The organism is Micromonospora sp. BL1 (assembly GCF_003667485.1).
GTDB lineage: Bacteria > Actinomycetota > Actinomycetes > Mycobacteriales > Micromonosporaceae > Micromonospora > Micromonospora tulbaghiae.
In genome coordinates this window covers 1-15,177 of sequence record NZ_RCVK01000275.1, presented here as the reverse complement: position 1 = coordinate 15,177, position 15,177 = coordinate 1, and the positions used below count along the sequence as shown (strand labels likewise).

16 protein-coding genes and 1 pseudogene are annotated in these 15,177 nt (G+C 71.6%); 7 read left to right on the top strand and 10 right to left on the bottom strand.

The features are described from left to right. A partial coding sequence (locus EAD96_RS20055; RefSeq protein WP_121685399.1) for a hypothetical protein occupies positions 1 to 825 on the bottom strand: 825 nt, incomplete at its 3' end. A 40-nt stretch (positions 826 to 865) separates the two neighbouring features. Continuing rightward, positions 866 to 2,707 carry a phosphoenolpyruvate carboxykinase (GTP) gene (locus tag EAD96_RS20050; RefSeq protein ID WP_091415722.1) on the bottom strand — a complete coding sequence of 614 codons (1,842 nt, stop codon included), beginning with the start codon at positions 2,705 to 2,707 and terminating at the stop codon, positions 866 to 868. Between the two features lie 135 nt (positions 2,708 to 2,842). On the opposite strand from EAD96_RS20050, the pseudogene EAD96_RS31910 reads away from it, so the two are divergent. The 3 genes and pseudogenes from EAD96_RS31910 to EAD96_RS20035 all read left to right on the top strand — a co-directional run. Continuing rightward, positions 2,843 to 2,938: pseudogene (locus tag EAD96_RS31910) on the top strand (GtrA family protein); the annotation flags it as partial. Between the two features lie 260 nt (positions 2,939 to 3,198). Next, positions 3,199 to 3,735 (top strand): GtrA family protein, encoded by a 537-nt coding sequence (locus EAD96_RS20040; RefSeq protein ID WP_121685400.1) that lies wholly within the window; start codon positions 3,199 to 3,201, stop codon positions 3,733 to 3,735. Between the two features lie 62 nt (positions 3,736 to 3,797). Continuing rightward, positions 3,798 to 4,493, top strand: coding sequence for a GtrA family protein (locus tag EAD96_RS20035; RefSeq protein ID WP_120573974.1), 696 nt, complete (start codon positions 3,798 to 3,800; stop codon positions 4,491 to 4,493). Positions 4,494 to 4,547: 54 nt separating this feature from the next. Here EAD96_RS20035 and EAD96_RS20030 read toward each other — a convergent pair whose 3' ends face one another. Both EAD96_RS20030 and EAD96_RS20025 read right to left on the bottom strand, forming a co-directional pair. Then, positions 4,548 to 5,117 carry a PH domain-containing protein gene (locus EAD96_RS20030; protein ID WP_121685398.1) on the bottom strand — a complete coding sequence of 190 codons (570 nt, stop codon included), beginning with the start codon at positions 5,115 to 5,117 and terminating at the stop codon, positions 4,548 to 4,550. 114 nt (positions 5,118 to 5,231) lie between these two features. Then, complete coding sequence (locus tag EAD96_RS20025; RefSeq protein WP_121685397.1) at positions 5,232 to 6,104, bottom strand: biotin--[acetyl-CoA-carboxylase] ligase; 873 nt, start codon at positions 6,102 to 6,104, stop codon at positions 5,232 to 5,234. Positions 6,105 to 6,200: 96 nt separating this feature from the next. Between EAD96_RS20025 and EAD96_RS20020 the strand changes: the two genes are divergently transcribed. Then, positions 6,201 to 7,784, top strand: coding sequence for an acyl-CoA carboxylase subunit beta (locus tag EAD96_RS20020; RefSeq protein ID WP_120571635.1), 1,584 nt, complete (start codon positions 6,201 to 6,203; stop codon positions 7,782 to 7,784). Positions 7,785 to 7,827: 43 nt separating this feature from the next. On the opposite strand, the gene EAD96_RS20015 is transcribed toward EAD96_RS20020, so the two are convergent. The 4 genes from EAD96_RS20015 to EAD96_RS20000 all read right to left on the bottom strand — a co-directional run bounded on the left by EAD96_RS20015 (position 7,828) and on the right by EAD96_RS20000 (position 11,059). Beyond that, entirely contained in the window at positions 7,828 to 8,715 is an 888-nt protein-coding gene (locus tag EAD96_RS20015; protein WP_121685396.1) for a hypothetical protein, read from the bottom strand. Then, entirely contained in the window at positions 8,708 to 9,211 is a 504-nt protein-coding gene (locus tag EAD96_RS20010; protein ID WP_120571637.1) for a sigma-70 family RNA polymerase sigma factor, read from the bottom strand. The genes EAD96_RS20015 and EAD96_RS20010 overlap by 8 nt, the downstream gene beginning before the upstream one ends. Positions 9,212 to 9,270: 59 nt before the next feature. Then, positions 9,271 to 10,254: a ketopantoate reductase family protein gene (locus EAD96_RS20005; protein WP_121685395.1), complete on the bottom strand. Its 984-nt coding sequence runs from the start codon at positions 10,252 to 10,254 to the stop codon at positions 9,271 to 9,273. A 61-nt stretch (positions 10,255 to 10,315) separates the two neighbouring features. Next, positions 10,316 to 11,059 carry a M50 family metallopeptidase gene (locus tag EAD96_RS20000; protein WP_120571639.1) on the bottom strand — a complete coding sequence of 248 codons (744 nt, stop codon included), beginning with the start codon at positions 11,057 to 11,059 and terminating at the stop codon, positions 10,316 to 10,318. A gap of 99 nt (positions 11,060 to 11,158) precedes the next feature. Between EAD96_RS20000 and EAD96_RS19995 the strand changes: the two genes are divergently transcribed. Together EAD96_RS19995 and EAD96_RS19990 are read left to right on the top strand one after the other, a co-directional pair. Next, positions 11,159 to 11,719, top strand: a complete 561-nt coding sequence (locus tag EAD96_RS19995; RefSeq protein WP_199733240.1) for a Uma2 family endonuclease — start codon at positions 11,159 to 11,161, stop codon at positions 11,717 to 11,719. A 128-nt stretch (positions 11,720 to 11,847) separates the two neighbouring features. Continuing rightward, on the top strand, positions 11,848 to 12,600 hold the full coding sequence (locus EAD96_RS19990; RefSeq protein WP_121685393.1) for a GH25 family lysozyme: 753 nt from the start codon (positions 11,848 to 11,850) through the stop codon (positions 12,598 to 12,600). Positions 12,601 to 12,664: 64 nt separating this feature from the next. On the opposite strand, the gene EAD96_RS19985 is transcribed toward EAD96_RS19990, so the two are convergent. After that, a complete protein-coding gene (locus tag EAD96_RS19985; RefSeq protein WP_120571642.1) occupies positions 12,665 to 12,877 on the bottom strand; it encodes a hypothetical protein in 213 nt (70 codons plus the stop codon). An 87-nt stretch (positions 12,878 to 12,964) separates the two neighbouring features. Then, a complete protein-coding gene (locus EAD96_RS19980; RefSeq protein WP_121685392.1) occupies positions 12,965 to 14,953 on the bottom strand; it encodes a serine/threonine-protein kinase in 1,989 nt (662 codons plus the stop codon). Positions 14,954 to 15,045: 92 nt separating this feature from the next. On the opposite strand from EAD96_RS19980, the gene EAD96_RS19975 reads away from it, so the two are divergent. After that, a partial coding sequence (locus tag EAD96_RS19975) for an acyl-CoA carboxylase subunit epsilon (RefSeq protein ID WP_147457906.1) occupies positions 15,046 to 15,177 on the top strand: 132 nt, incomplete at its 3' end.

The following is a 15,177-nucleotide window of genomic DNA, read 5'->3' as shown; positions in this document are numbered from 1 at the left end:
GTTCAGGGACCAGAGGCAGAGGGCGGCGGCTGTGACCAGGGGGGCGCCGTCTCGGATCAGGCCGTCGGTGCCGAGCAGCCACCAGCACAGGGGCAGGTCGATCGCGAGGACGCCGAGGGTGACGGCCACCAGGCCGTTCCGCGCCCACGCCTTGTCGCGCAGCAGGAAGGCGGTGCAGAACAGCACGGCGTAGCTGACCGCGATGCCCGCGCCGAACCAGAGGATCACTGCCGGTACGGCGGCCAGCCGCCCGTCCAGCACGGCGCCCGTGGCGACGAGCGCCGGCACCAGCATCAGCGGGCTGTAGGTGAACGCCGCGACGCGGGCGGTGAGCACCCACCCGTTCGCCTGCGGGCGCTTCGGCGTCATCTCCCGCCAGGCGATCGTCCCGCCCTCGACCACCAGGCCCTTGCGGTGCCGGACCAGGTGCGCGCGGATCGCCTCGGAGCGGTAGAGCAGCACCACCACGGCGACGCAGAGCGCGGTGAGCACGGCGAACCCGATCAGGCCGGGCAGCGCGGGCACCCCCTGCCGGGGCACGATCAGCCGCCCGACCGCGAAGATCGTGGTCACCGCCAGGATCAGCCCGAACGGCCGGGCACCCACCCGGCCCTTGTTCACATGGCCGATCAGCAGCAGGAAGCCGAGCGACCGGAGCATCGCCCAGCCGGTGCGTACGGCCAGACCGAACTCCTGCTCCGGGGCGTACCAGTAGTTGAGCAGCTCGACCACGACGGTGGCCGCCGCGGTCACGGCGAGCAGCGTGGTGAGCGCCCGGACGGCGGACGGCCGCCGGACCTCGACAGGTTCAGCGGCCGTCCTCATGGCATCCGATGTTGCCCGGCGCGGGCAACAGGCACACCTGTTACTTCTGCGGCTCCGCGTCCAGCCGGGCGCGCAGCGCGTCCAGCTCGGCCCAGAGCACGCCGGGGAGCTTGTCCCCGAACTTCTCGAACCACTCGGTGACGAGCGGCAGCTCGTTGCGCCACTCGTCCGCGTCGACCTTCAGCGCGATCCGGACGTCCTCCGGGGTCATGTCCAGACCCTCGACGTCGAGCGCGTCCTGCGCCGGCACCATCCCGATCGGCGTCTCCACGGCCTCGGCCCGGCCCTCCAGCCGCTCGATGACCCACTTGAGCACGCGGGAGTTCTCGCCGAAGCCCGGCCAGAGGAAGTTGCCCTCGGCGTCCTTGCGGAACCAGTTCACGTAGTAGATCTTGGGCAGCTTGGCCTCGTCGCCGTCCGCGCCCTTGCCCATCTCGATCCAGTGCCGGAAGTAGTCGCCGGCGTTGTAGCCGATGAACGGCAGCATGGCCATCGGGTCGCGGCGGACCACGCCGACCGCACCGGAGGCGGCGGCGGTCGTCTCCGAGGAGAGCGTGGCGCCCATGTAGACGCCGTGCACCCAGTCGCGGGCCTCGGTGACCAGCGGGATGGTGTCCCGGCGACGGCCGCCGAACAGGATCGCGTCGATCGGCACGCCGTTCGGGTCGTAGTAGTCGTCGGCCAGGATCGGGCACTGCGTGATCGGGGTGCAGAAACGGCTGTTCGCGTGCGAGGAGAGGTTCTCGCTCTCCGGCGTCCAGTCGTTGCCCTTCCAGTCGATCAGGTGCGCCGGCGGCTCACCCATGCCCTCCCACCAGATGTCGCCGTCGTCGGTGAGCGCCACGTTGGTGAAGATGGAGTTGCCCCGGTCCAGCGTCCGCATGGCGTTGGCGTTGGTCTTCCAGTCGGTGCCGGGAGCGACGCCGAACAGGCCGTACTCCGGGTTGATCGCGTAGAGGCGGCCGTCCGCGCCGAACCGCATCCAGGCGATGTCGTCGCCGATGGTCTCGACCTTCCAGCCCGGGATGGTCGGCTCCAGCATGGCGAGGTTGGTCTTGCCGCAGGCGGACGGGAAGGCGCCGGCGATGTGGTAGACCTTGCCCTCCGGCGAGGTGATCTTGAGGATCAGCATGTGCTCGGCCAGCCAGCCCTCGTCGCGCCCCATCACGCTGGCGATACGCAGCGAGTAGCACTTCTTGCCGAGCAGCGAGTTGCCGCCGTAGCCGGAGCCGTAGGACCAGATCTCCCGGCTCTCCGGGAAGTGCGAGATGTACTTGGTCTCGTTGCACGGCCACGCCACGTCCTGCTGGCCCGGCGCGAGCGGGGCGCCGATGGAGTGCAGCGCGTGCACGAAGTCGGCGTCGTCGCCCATCGCCTCCAGGATCGCCGACCCCATCCGGGTCATGATCCGCATCGAGGCGACGACGTACGGGCTGTCGGTGATCTCCACGCCGAACATGGGGTTCTCGGCCTCGATGGGGCCCATGCAGAACGGGATGACGTACATGGTGCGTCCGCGCATGCTGCCGCGGTACAGCTCCGTCATCGTCCGCTTCATCTCGGCCGGCGCCATCCAGTTGTTGGTGGGGCCGGCGTCCGCCTCGTCGACGGAGCAGATGAAGGTGCGCTCCTCCACCCGGGCGACATCCGTGGGGTCGGTACGCGCGTAGAACGAGTTGGGCTTCTTCTCGGGATTAAGGCGGATCAGGGTGCCGTTGGCGACGAGTTCGTCGGTGAGACGGCGCCACTCCTCATCAGACCCGTCCACCCAGACCACGCGGTCCGGGGTGGTCAGTTCCGCGACCTCACGTACCCAGGCCAGCAGCTTGGGGTGGGACGTCGGGGCCTGATCGATACCCCGAACAGCAGCCGGAGCAACCATGTCACTTCTCCTTGTGGTCGACGCTGACCGATCTATGGGGTGCACGAGTTCCGGCGGGCTGGTACGCCGCCTCGTGGAAACCTGGGATTGGGCTCAGCGTAAACCGGACTGCCTCGTCAGTCAGTGGGACTGGTTGTGAAGAACTGCACAAGGTACGGCCACGCTGCGGCATCACGATCTGATACCCGCTTTCGCGCGCAGTTTCACGCAAATCCTGCGGTGAACCTTCGACGACCGGGTCCGGCGCCGGAGTGACCCCGACGCCCGATCGAGGGGAAGCGTACGAACGTGTCGCGAAAGACGATTCCGTGATGCGCTCCACAGATTCGCACAGCGCGTTACGCTCTGCTCACGGACATCGAGAACGGGCGACGCCTCTCCGACCCGCGCGGCCCGAGCGCGACGGCCGCGGCGAAGCCGTCGTGCCCGACTCGCCGTTGCAGTCCGCCCGGTTACCGCACAACCGGTACTCTCGGCGGGTGGCCGCGACGATGACCGGAGACCAACCGGGGGCTCCGCAGACCCGCCGGGGTCCGATCGGAGCACTGCTCGACCGTTTCGGTCACCTCATCCACGAGCTGAGCAAGTTCGCCACCGTCGGCGGTCTGGCCTTCGTCGTGGACTTCGTCCTCTTCAACTACCTGTCCAGCGGCCGGGACATGCCCCCGCTGGCCGCGAAGACCATCTCCACGGTGATCGCCGCGACTGTCGCCTTCCTCGGCAACCGGTTCTGGACCTGGCGGCACCGGCAGCGGTCGAACCCGGCCCGCGAGTACGCGCTGTTCTTCTTCTTCAACGCGGTCGGCCTCGGCATTGCGGTGGCCTGCCTGGCGATCAGCCACTACGGGTTGGGCGCGATCTGGCCCGCGGTGTTCCAGACCCCCCTGGCCGACAACATCGCGAGCTTCGTCGTCGGCACCGGCCTGGGCACGCTCTTCCGGTTCTGGTCGTACCGACGGTTCGTCTTCGTCGAGGCGGGAACACCTCCCGTTCCGGCAACGAGCCACGACCGAGAGTCCGGGGCGTGACGAACCGCCCATCCCGACCCGCCGGGCCCAGCCGGCCCAGCCAACTGCCTAAGGTGTTCCGCATGCCTGGAGTCCGTCTGCTGCCCGAGCGCTGGCAGAAGTTCATCCACGAGGCGCTCAAATTCGGCATCGTCGGCGGCATCAACACCGTCATCAATTACGCGGTGTTCAATGCGCTGGCACTCACGGTTTTCCGTGACGGTCAGCTGAAGGCGACAGTGATCGCGACGATTGTCGCCACGATCACGTCGTATCTGATGAATCGTCACTGGACGTACCGTGATCGACCGAAATCGGCACTCCGGCGCGAATACGTCCTGTTCTTCCTCTTCAACGGTGCGGGCCTGGTCATCGAACTCGGCGTCCTGGCCCTGGCCAAGTACGGCCTCGGCGTACACGGCCTGCTCGCGCTGAACGTCGCCAAGACGATCGGTGTCCTGCTGGCCACGCTGTTCCGCTTCTGGTCCTACCGGACGTTCGTCTTCCAGCCCGTCCCCAAGCACGCCGAGGAGACCTGGCACTCGGTGCCGCGTGACGAGTGGGACAACGTCGCCGAGATGGACCCGGTGGCCGAGCTGGCCGAGTCGGTCAGCGAGCTGGAGGAGGAGGAACCGCCCGCGGCCGCCGGCCGGGCGGCCGACTTCCCGCCGCCGCGGGGGCGCCCCGCACCGGCGGACGCGGGGCTCGGTGGCGCGCTCGGCGCCGACCTGGACGCCGAACTCGCCGCGGAACTCCAGCCCCGCCGCGCCCGCCGCTGAACGACGAGAGGCCGGCACCCCTGCCACGGGGTGCCGGCCTCTTCCGTCGCCGGGTCAGGGCTGGTCGCGCAGGGACTTGCCCTCGGTCATGTCGGCCAGGATCTCGCGCATCTCGCCGTCACCCAGGCTGTGCTTGTCGTGGTGCGCCTCGACCAGCTCGTAGAGCTTCGTCTGCACCCGGTCCACGCCCGGCACGTCGTGCAGCACCGACTGGCCGCGCTCACCCGCCGACTCGATGGTCAGCGTGCCGCAGCCCAGCAGCCGCTCCACGAAACGCTGGTGCATGGCGTGGTCGTTGATCCGGGTCAGCGGCAGATCCCGCCGGTTACGCGACAGCACGCCCTGCTGGAGCAGCACCCGCTCGTTCGTGAACAGGTAGTGCGTGGTGCGCCAGACCAGAAACGGCCACAGACCCAGCCACAACACCAGCACCAGCGCGACCACCGCGATCGCGTAGAGCGCGATCGTGCCGCCGCTGCCGTCGGGCAGCAGGAGCCACCCGGCGACGACCGCCGCGACGGCGAGCACGAGCACCAGGACCGGCCGGATCAGGGCCTTCCAGTGCGGGTGCAGGTGCAACACGACGTGCTCGTCCTCGGTGAGCACGTCTTCGGGGAACGCCACGGCGGAACCTCCTCGCAGAACCGGACGCGCTGACCGTAACCGGTCGGCGCATCCGGCCGGCATCGGCCGCGCGGGCGGTCGGCGACGGTTGTTGCGCTGATCTTCCCGGGCGCCTCAGCGCAGGTGCAGCACGTCGCCCGCGGCCAGCCGCAACGTCTCCCCGCCGGCGTCGACCAGGAGCTGCCCGTCGGCGTCCACGCCGGTGGCGGTGCCGTGCGCCTCCCGGCCGTCGGGCAGCAGCACCCGCACCCGGCGGCCGACTGTCGCGCACCCCGCCAGGTACGCCTCACGCAGCCCACTGGCCTCCGCGTCACCTCCGGCGTCACGCCAGCGCTCGTACCAGTCGGCGAGCGAGCGCAGCAGCGCCCGCAGCAGCGGATCCCGGTCGGTGGCGGTGGCGCCGGCGAGCTGTAGCGAGGTGGCGGGCAGCCCGGTCGGGTTCTCCGGCAGTTCGTCGGCGCGCAGCGTCACGTTCAGCCCGACACCGACCACGATCGCCGGGGGCCTGTCGATCTCCCCCGGCACCGCCTCGGCCAGCACCCCGGCGCACTTCGCGCCGTCCACCAGCAGGTCGTTGGGCCACTTCAGCCGCGCGTCCAGCTCGGCCAGCAGGCGTACCGCCTCGACCAGCGCGACGCCGGCGAGCAGCGGCAGCCAGCCGTACCCGGTGGCGGGCACGGGCGACCAGCCGCGCTCCGCGACCGCCTCACCCGGCCGCAGCAGCACGCTCGTCGCGAGACCCGCGCGCGGCGGCGACTGCCAGACGCGGCCCCGGCGGCCGCGGCCGGCGGTCTGCCGCTCGGCGACCACCACCAGGCCCTCCGGCTCGCCGGCCCGGGCCGCGGCCACCGCGTCCGCGTTCGTCGAGCCGGTCTCGGCCAGCAGCTCCAACCGGCGCCAGGGCCCGTTCGGCGCGACCAGCGCGCGCCGCAGCCGGGCCGCCGACAGCGGCGGTCGGTCCAGATCGGTGTACGGCGAGCCGGGCATCCCGCCAGCCTACGGCCACCCGGCCCGCCGGTCGCCGCGAAGCGGTGAGGCGCACTGCACAGCCTCAGACACCTGAACCATCGTTATATTCCACGGGTGACTACCGAGACCGGGTTCAACATCCACACGACCGCCGGCAAGCTGGCGGACCTGGAGCGACGGCTCGACGAGGCGGTGCACGCCGGGTCGGCACGCGCGGTCGAGAAGCAGCACGCGCGGGGCAAGAAGACCGCCCGCGAGCGGATCGAGATGCTCCTCGACGAGGGCTCGTTCGTCGAGCTGGACGAGTTCGCCCGGCACCGCTCGACCAACTTCGGGCTGGAGAAGACCCGCCCGTACGGCGACGGCGTGGTGACCGGCTACGGCACCGTGGACGGCCGGCAGGTCTGCGTGTTCGCGCAGGACTTCACCGTCTTCGGCGGCTCCCTCGGCGAGGTCTTCGGCGAGAAGATCGTCAAGCTGATGGACCTGGCCATGAAGATCGGCTGCCCGGTCGTCGGCATCAACGACTCCGGCGGCGCGCGGATCCAGGAGGGCGTCGCGTCCCTCGGCCTCTACGGCGAGATCTTCTTCCGCAACGTACGGGCCAGCGGCGTCATCCCGCAGATCTCGCTGATCATGGGCCCGTGCGCGGGCGGCGCGGTCTACTCCCCGGCGGTCACCGACTTCACAGTCATGGTCGACCAGACCTCGCACATGTTCATCACCGGTCCCGACGTGATCAAGACGGTCACCGGCGAGGACGTCGGCATGGAGGAGCTGGGCGGCGCCCGCACGCACAACGCCCGCAGCGGCAACGCGCACTACCTCGGCACCGACGAGGAGGACGCGATCGAGTACGTCAAGGCGCTGCTGTCGTACCTGCCGTCGAACAACCTGGACGAACCGCCGGTCTTCGACGCGCCCGCGATCCTCGACGTCACCGACTCCGACCGCGAGCTGGACACGCTGATCCCGGACTCGGCGAACCAGCCGTACGACATGCACCGGGTCATCGAGCACGTGCTCGACGACGGCGAGTTCCTCGAGGTGCAGCCGCTGTACGCGCAGAACATGGTGGTCGGCTTCGGCCGCGTCGAGGGACGCCCGGTTGGAGTGGTGGCGAACCAGCCGATGCAGTTCGCCGGCACGCTCGACATCGCCGCGTCGGAGAAGGCGGCCCGGTTCGTGCGCACCTGCGACGCGTTCAACGTCCCGGTGCTCACCTTCGTGGACGTGCCCGGCTTCCTGCCCGGCACCGGCCAGGAGTGGGACGGCATCATCCGCCGCGGCGCGAAGCTCATCTACGCGTACGCCGAGGCCACCGTCCCGAAGGTCACAGTCATCACCCGCAAGGCGTACGGCGGCGCGTACGACGTGATGGGCTCCAAGCACCTCGGCGCGGACCTGAACTTCGCCTGGCCGACCGCGCAGATCGCGGTGATGGGCGCGCAGGGCGCGGTGAACATCCTCTACCGCTCGGAGCTGGCGAACGCCGAGGACCCGGCCGCCGTCCGGGCCGAGAAGATCGCCGAGTACGAGGACACGCTCGCCAACCCGTACATCGCGGCCGAGCGCGGCTACGTCGACGGGGTGATCCCGCCGCACGAGACGCGTACCCAGATCGTGCGGGCGCTGCGGGTGCTGCGCACCAAGCGCGAGACGCTGCCGCCGAAGAAGCACGGCAACATCCCGCTGTAGTACGTCGGATGCCCCCGCCGCCGAAGCGGCGGGGGCACCGGCGTCAGCAGCCCGGGTTCGCGGCGACGCACATCCGCTCGGCCGCGACCCGGGCGATCTGCCGCACCTGTTCCTCGGTCACCCTGTCCTCGGGCACCTGGCCCATGGGCAGGTCGGTCCGCAGCCGGCCGGACGGGATCAGCACCGTCACCAGGTCACCCACCCGTACGACCAGGCGGTCCTCGAACAGCGGCGCATAGCCGGGCGGCCGGCCGGTCGCCCCGTCCGGCGCCACGCTCGCCTCGTGCCGCAGCAGCAGCGCCTGATCTCCGGCGAAGCCGCTCGCCGCGACGTACCAGCGGTGCACGACCTCGGCGCCGGCCGTCCCCCGCTCGGTGTAGACCTGGCCCGTCGTCCGCCACGCGCCGCAGGCCGCGACAGTGCCTTCCAGGTCGGCGACGAACCGGCCCGCCGCGCCGGGCGTCATCCGGTAGACATCCTGGGTGAGGACCGTTCCGATGGTGGTCGCGGGCTCGGTCGGCGGTTCCATCAGGGTCTGCGACCGCGAGTAGCGCGAGCGTGGTTCCTCGGCCGGCCGCCCCTGTTCCCGGGCACAGACCTGGAGGAGGTCGTCGACCCGGACCGGCTCGTCGAGGCCGGTCTCGCCGAGTCGCTCGCCGGTCGCAACGGGGATGTCGGCCGGTTCCAGCATCGCCTCGGTCACGATCTCCCCCGGCCCGTCGACGACACCGGCGGCGGGCGGTGGCGGCGCACCGGCCCGGTCCACCAGGGTCGCGGTGAGCGCAGCCACGACCACCACCGAGACCGCGGCGAGCGCGGCGGAGCGCCGGCTGCGCCGCCGGGCCGCGGCTCGGAGGGCCTCCGGCTCCGGCCAGGTGACGTTGCGCAGGTCCCGGTGCAGCAACTCCACGAGCGCGACGTCGTCAGGCATCTGCCGCCTCCTCTTCCAGGTCCACCACGGCGAGCAACTCGGCGAGCGCGGTCCGCCCCCGGGACAGCCGGGCCTTCACGGTGCCGATCGGCGCCTCGGTCTCCCGCGCCACCTCGGCGACCGGCATGCCGAGCAGGTAGTGCATGGCGATCGCGGTGCGCTGGGCCTCGGGCAGCCGGCGTAGCGCGGCGACCACCTCCAGCGTCTCGGTGCTCGGCGCCGGCACGTCCGCCACCGCGCCGTGGCGCAGGTAGGCACGGGCCCGGCTGCGCAGGCTGCGCCAGCGGCTCACCGCGACCCGGCTCGCCACCACCCGTACCCATGCCTCCGGGTCGTCGTACCCGCGCACTGTGGACCACCGCTGCCAGGCCCGGATGTACGCCTCCTGCACGGCGTCCTGCGCCTCGGCGAGGTCACCGGTGAGCACGTAGACGAACCCGAGCAACCGCTGTCGGCTGCCCCGGTAGAACTCGTCGAACCCGTCGCTGTCGGGCACCTGCCACCTCCCCGTGTTCGTGAGGGGACACGCCTGGCGGCGCGGCGCGGGTTGCCCGCTCAGCCGACCAATTTCTCCAACTCGCCGAGCGGGAAGCCGCCGGCCGGGATCCGGTCGCGGACCGCCCGGCGTACCGCGGTCTGCACGGCCGCGTTGGCCGGGGTGGGCACGCCGTGCAGGCGCCCCAGCAGCACGATCTCGCCGTTGAGGTGGTCAGTCTCGACCGAGCCGGCACCACGGGCCAGGCTCTGCCAGGTGGAGCCGCCGGAGCGCTCCTCGCCGCCGACCGGCCGGTGCGACACCAGGTCGCCCCGTTCGGCGGCCTCCTCCTCGACAGTGGTGTGGGCGATGCCCGCCGCGGCGAGCGCCGCCTCTCCCTCTGCGCGTACCCGCTTCGACAGCGGCTCGGGCACGTCCCGGCCGAGCAGCGCCTGGAGGCCGTTGCCGAGGTTCGCGAGCAGCTTGCCGTACTTCCAGCGCATCACGTCGTCGCGGACCGGCGCGACGAACCCGGCGGCGGTCAGGTCGGCGGCGACCGCCCGGCTGGTGTCGTCGGCCCCGCCCGGGTAGCGGCCGATGTGCAGCATGCCCGGATGCGGATGGCCGTTGGCGACCACCACGCCCGGCTCCAGGTGGGTAGCGGGCAGCCACACGCACACCGGGTGTACGCGGGCGAAGCGGCGCAGCGCGGCCGGCTCGTTCGCCACGCCGTTCTGGGCCAGCACGACCGGCAGCCGTTCGCCCGCCGTTCCGCCGCCCTCGACCGGGGCGTCCGCCCAGGTGTCGAGCGCCGCCACGGTGTCCTGCGACTTCACGGTGAGGACCAGCACGGTGTCCGCCGGCAGTGGCGGCCCGTCCGGCCCGGCCACAGCGGGGAGCCGGCCGGTCACGTCGCGGTCCGGCGTGCGCAGCGTCAGACCCCGTTCCCGCAGCGCGTCCAGGTGCGCGCCGCGGGCCACGAGCGTCACGTCGTGGCCGGAGTCGGCCAGGAGTACGCCGATGGTGCCGCCGACCGCGCCCGCTCCGATGATCACGTATCGCACGGGTCCGATTCTGCCCTGCCGCGAGGCGGCCCGCTCCGGGACGAGATGCGGCTCGGCGCGGTCAGGCGGTGAGGCCCGATTCGGCGAGGATCGGGCCAGCCAGCAGCAGCGCTCCGGCGGCGAGTGCGCCCACGCTCACCAGCAGGAACACGCCCACCCAGAACAACGCCGGGAACGGCGTGATCCGGGCGAGCTGGTCGGCGTCGGACTGCGGCATCCGGCCCCGGGCGCGCTGCCGGTGCAGCTCGAACACCGGCCGTACGCCGCCGATCAGCAGGAACCAAACCGACGTCCAGGCGAACGCGGCCTGCACCTCGGGCGAGGTGTACCAGGAGACGGCGAGCACCACACCGCCGGTGACCAGCAGCGACAGCGCGCCGAACAGGTTGCGGATCATCACCAGCATGCCCAGCAGCAGCGCCACCGCGAGCCAGAGCAGCAGCGTGATCCGGTTACCGGCCAGCAGCCACGCGCCGCCGAGGCCGAGCAGCGACGGCGCGACGTACCCGGCGAGCAGCGTGAGGATCATGCCGGGCCCGGTGGGACGGCCGGCGGACAGCGTCAGCCCGGAGGTGTCCGAGTGCAGCCGGATGCCGTGCAGCCGCCGGCCGGTGAGCAACGCGACGAGCGCGTGGCCGCCCTCGTGCGCGATGGTCACCGCGTTGCGGGCGATCCGCCAGGGCAGCCGGGCCACGACCACCGCGAGCGCGACCACGGCGGTGACCACCACGAGCAGCGGCGGCGGGTCCGGCTGGGCGCTGGTCAGCGTGTCCCAGAGCGTGGTGAGACCGTCGATCAGGGGCATGGGCGGGGAGCCTACCGCCCCGAGCCGTGTCGTTCGACCGGCCGAGTCTCATAGAGTGTGAGACTGATCGGACGAGGCGCCGGAGCGGAGGTGAGGTCGGTGAGCGCAGCTCCCTTGGAGCCCTACAGCTCGCACGTCGGTCCGTGGACCGAGGCCGACTACCTCGGGTTGGGCGACAGCCACGACCGCATCGAACTGCTCGACGGGAGCCTGATCGTGAGCCCTGCCCCGAGCCGACGGCACCAGCGGGTGGCGCGACGACTGGCGAACTCCGTGGAGCTGGCGGCCGAGCCGTCCGGCCTGTTCGTCTACGACGCCATCAACGTGCGGCTGGGCGTGGACCGAATCGTGATCCCGGACCTCGTCGTCACCGACGCCGACGACGACGGCGTGATCCTCGACGCCGATCGCGTGGCGCTTGTCGGCGAGATCGTCTCGCCCGGCAACGCCGCCACTGACCGGCTGGTCAAGATGCAGCTCTACGCGATCGCCCGGATTCCGTGGTACCTGCTCGTCGAGCAGGACGGTGACAGCCACTCGCTGCGGCTGCACCGGCTCGACGGCGCGCACTACGTCGAGGATGCCGTCGCCAAGGCGGGCGAGACGCTCAGTGTCACCGAGCCGTTCCGCTGGGCGATGGACCCGAGCACCCTGCGCTGATCAGCAACTGATGTGCCACCTGGGCGAACGGCGACCGTCGATGAAAATTTCCTTTCCCCCTATTGCGATCTAGGGCACTAAGCTCCAAAGATGGGCGTCAATAGACGGACGTCCCTCTGGAGGCAACCATGCCCAGCACCAGACTCTCCGTACGCCGGCTTCTCGCCGCCGGCCTGGCCGCCGCCGCCACCGCGGCCGTGGCCCTCGTGGCGACCGCCGGACCGGCCGCCGCCGCGACCACGCCCGGGATCGACGTCTCCCGCTACCAGGGCAGCATCAACTGGACCAGCGTGCGTAACGCGGGCATCCAGTTCGCCTTCATCAAGGCCACCGAGGGCACGAGCTACAAGGACCCGAACTTCAACGCGAACTACGTCAACGCGTACAACGCCGGGGTGATCCGCGGGGCGTACCACTTCGCCCGGCCGAACATCTCCGCCGGTTCCACCCAGGCCAACTACCTGGCCAGCAACGGTGGCGCCTGGTCGGCGGACAGCCGTACGCTTCCCGCCGCGCTGGACATCGAGGGCAACCCGTACAGCGGCGGCTACTGCTACGGCCTGAGCACGACCGGCATGCGCAACTGGATCCAGGACTTCCTGAACACCTACCGCTCCCGCACCGGCCGGTACGCGGTCATCTACACCACCACGAGCTGGTGGAACCAGTGCACCGGCAGCTGGACCGGCCCGTGGGCCAACCACCCGCTGTGGCTCGCCCGCTGGGCCAGCGCGCCCGGCACGCTGCCGGCCGGCGCCCCGTTCTGGAGCGTCTGGCAGTACACCAGCACCGGCGCCGTCTCCGGGATCAGCGGCAACGTCGACCGCAACTACTGGAACGGTGACCGCAGCCGGCTCATCGCCCTGGCCAACAACACCTGACGTACGTGCGACACAGGTGGGACCGCCTCGTCACGAGGCGGTCCCGCTGTCGTCGTACCCGAGGTCAGGCTCTGCGGCGCGCGGTGGCCGGGACGGGCACCGGCGTGCGGCGCGTCAGACGCCACGCCGTCACACCCACGACCGTGAGCGTCAGCACGCCGAGGACCGCGACCGGCGCGGACAGGCCGGCGCTGATCAGGAGCAGTACGACGTCGCCGAGCGCAACGAGCATCCACAGTGCCAGCCGCGGGCCGGTGTACCTCCGTCGGTAACCCATGTCGCGCCTCCTTCCGTCGTCGGAGGATTCATACCCCCGAGGACGGAAAGCCATGCGAGCGAGTTTCGTGACCGGCGGGATTCCCGGTCAGTTCTTGCGGTCCGGCACGAAGCCCTTGGTGATGATCTCCCAGTTGGCCAGGTTGGCGTCCCAGTCCTTCGCCGGGACCTCCCAGCGCAACGCGAAGCCCCGGTTGCTGGCGGTCGCCACACCACGGTTGCGGACGTGGAAGCGGGTGCCGTCGTCGCGGGTCTCCAGCCAGTCCCAGTCGGCGCAGGTGCGGTAGTAGCCGTCGCACTTGGTGATGCCGACCAGCTTGTAGTCGCGCACGTAGTTACGCCGGCTCGACTCCTGGCCCTTCCAGTCGGCGTACGCGTCGGCCTTCGGGTTCGGCGTCCACTGGATGAACAGCACCCGCCGAGCGCCGCCGACCTCGTAGAGCACGACGTTGTCGCTGCGGACCCGCGCCTCGAAGCCGTTCGGGATCGGCACCTTGAAGCCGTTCGGGCCGGTGTAGAGACGCCACCCGGCCGGCAGCGTGAAACCCGAGGCCGACGGACTGGCCGACGGCGTGGGACTGGCCGACGCACTGGTCGCCGGGGCACTCGGCGACGCGCTCTCGCTCGGCGCGGGCGGCGGCGCCGCCGACGCCGAGGTGCCGGCCGTCGGCTCACCGCCGTCGCCGTCGTCACCGTTGTTCAGCAGCGGCACAGCCACCACCAGACCGACGAGCAGCAGCAGGACCAGCGCGCCGATCAGCAGGTTGCGCCGGTTCGGCGCGGACCTCTCGACCGGCAGCACGGTGGCCCGGCCGGTCGACGGCGCCTCCTGCACCGGAGCCGGGCTGACCGGCGCGGAGCCGGTCACGGCCGGGCTGACCGGCGCCGGGGCGTCGGTGACGGGCTCGCCGTCGAGCCGCGTCTCGTCCAGCGCCGGGTCGACGCCGTCCACCCGCGCCTCGTCGTCCACAAGCGTCTCGTCGGCCGAGGGCGCCGGGTCGAGCTTCGCCGTCGGATCGGCGGGCGGCGGGGTCACCTTCGCGGTGGGACCGGCGTCCGAGGTGGGCGCCGGCACCTTCGCCGTCGGGTCGGCGACTGCCGCCGTACCCCCGGTTGCGGCGACCCCGGACGCGGCGCTCGCCGCGCGTTCGGCCTGGTCGGCCGGGCGCGGCGCGGGCACCAGCGGCGGGCGCGGCACGCGCGGACCGTTCGGCCCCGGCCGGCGTACGCCATCCAGCAGCGAGATGCTCTTGGCGCGACGGCCGGCGGCCTTGCGCAGCATGCGCTCCGCCACCTCGGCGGTGATCCGCTCGTCCGGATCCTTGCGCAGCAGTCCCTGGAGCACCGGCTTGAGCGGCCCGGCGTTGCGCGGCGGCGGCATCGGCTCGGTGGCGAGCGCGGCCAGCGTGGCGATCGCCGACGGGCGCGCGTACGGCGACTTGCCCTCGACGGCCGCGTAGAGCGTGGCGCCGAGCGACCAGAGGTCCGCCTCCGGGCCCGCCGTGCCGTCGCGGGCGCGCTCCGGCGAGATGTACGCGGGCGAGCCGAGCACCATGCCGGTGCGCGTCACGTTCGGGTCGCCGGGGATGGTGGCCAGGCCGAAGTCGGTGAGCACCACGCGGCCGTCCTCGCCGAGCAGCACGTTGCCCGGCTTGACGTCGCGGTGCATGATGCCGGCCTTGTGCGCGGCCTTCAGCGCGTTCAGCACGCCCAGGCCGATCTCGACCGCCTTCGCCGCCGACACCGGGCCGTCCTCGGCGATGGTGTCCTGCAACGACTTCGACGCCACGTACTCCATGACGATCCACGGATCGCCGTCGGTGCGCAGCACGTCGAAGATGCGGACCACGTTGACGTTGTTGAGGCGGGCGATCGCCCGCGCCTCACGCAGCGAGCGCTCGCGCATCTCGCGGCGCTCCTCCGGGGTGAGGCCGGGGGGCGGGACCAGTTCCTTGATGGCCACGTCCCGGTGCAGCACCTCGTCCCGCGCCTTCCAGACGCGGCCCATGCCGCCTTGACCGAGCGGCGTGAGAAGCCGGTACCGGTCGGCGACGAGTTGGGGGAGCGCGTTCGACATCGCAGAGAACCGTACCCGGCCGCTGCGACGCTCACACCGTCGGCACGCCACTGTACGGCGAAGGTCGAATTCGCGACGCGTACCCTGGGGTCATGTCTGCCGAGGAGCCGCTGTTCCGGATCGTCCGCGGCGTGCCCACCGCCGAGGAGCTGGCCGCTCTGGTCGGCGCGATCGTGGTGCGCACCCGCCCGGCCCCGGCCGCCGCGCCGGCCCCCGTGTCGCAG